Source organism: Psychrobacter sp. 4Dc (assembly GCF_002836715.1).
Classification (GTDB): domain Bacteria; phylum Pseudomonadota; class Gammaproteobacteria; order Pseudomonadales; family Moraxellaceae; genus Psychrobacter.
The window spans coordinates 1-1,139 of the sequence record NZ_PJAT01000028.1 but is presented as its reverse complement, the minus strand read 5'-3'; the positions used below and the strand labels follow the sequence as shown (position 1 = coordinate 1,139).

Below are 1,139 nucleotides of genomic sequence, written 5' to 3'. Positions count from 1 at the left end.
CTCCACCGTTACATTCTTTTAATTCAGCATCAAAGCTCTTGCATACCTCAGTGACACACTCACTGAAATAATTATGATGCAGCTCACCTAAAACTTTTTTTCGGTACTTAGTAATAAAAACCAAATGAACGTGGAGATTAAAGGCAGCATGGCGGTTTTTATATATCTCACTCATTGTAATAAAAACTCTTAAATGCTAGTATTATAAGCATAATATCAAACACACACTCATTAATAAAGAACGCATTTATGAAAATCAACAAAGCGTATAAATTTAGGCTTGAGCCTAATGCAGAGCAGGAGATTGTTCTAAATAATCTTGTCGGCTCTGCACGTTTTGTTTGGAATCAAATGCTAGCGATCTCATTTGAGATGTTTGCTAAAGATGAGTTCATCAATGCCACGAACCTTGTTAATAAAATCATGGATCTAAAGAGCAACCCTGATTTCGAGTTCTTAAAAACCAGCTCAAACGCTGTATCTTTACAACAAAAAGTACGTGATCTGGCGTCGGCTTGGTCGCGTTTCTTTGATCCTAAAGTACATGCCAGATTGAAAGAAAATAAAAAGAAACCTCGCAAACCCAAGTTCTTTAAACTGGCTGATGGCACAGAAATCCAGCTACGCCCGTTGATGCCAAAATTTAAGCGCAAATCAGATGGGCGTGACTCAATTCGCTTGGTTCAGTTTGACAAATACTGCCGTGTTGAGGGCAATCGAGTAAAACTACCGAATGGCGTGGGCTTGGTGAAGTTTAGAAAATCGCAAGACATCATCGGCACGGTTAAAAATGTCACCATTAGCAAGAAATCGGGGCACTGGTATGTGTCGTTTGGCACAGAGCGCGAACTGGATGAGAACCCACGCCATCCTGCCACAAGCGCCATTGGCTTGGACGTGGGCATCAGCAAACTACTCACCACCTCAAACGGTGAATATATTAAACCCAAAAACAGCTTTAAAGCCAATCAACTCAAACTTGCCAAGCTGCAACGAGGGCTAGCAAAGAAAGTAAAATTCAGTGAGAACTGGAAAAAGCAAAACCGCAAGATTCAAAAACTCCACAGCCACATTGCCAATATCAGACATGACTACTTGCATAAAATCACCACCAGCATCAGCAAAAGCCACGCCATGAT

The 1,139-nt window shown here is 40.9% G+C and carries 2 protein-coding genes; one reads left to right on the top strand and one right to left on the bottom strand.

Annotated elements, in window-relative coordinates; all coding sequences use genetic code 11:
• Positions 1-175 (bottom strand): transposase (locus CXF61_RS01755; RefSeq protein WP_193834160.1); only part of this gene is annotated, 175 nt, incomplete at its 3' end.
• A 74-nt stretch (positions 176-249) separates the two neighbouring features.
• Here CXF61_RS01755 and CXF61_RS01750 point away from each other — a divergent pair.
• Positions 250-1,139 (top strand): RNA-guided endonuclease InsQ/TnpB family protein (locus CXF61_RS01750; protein WP_165596941.1); only part of this gene is annotated, 890 nt, incomplete at its 3' end.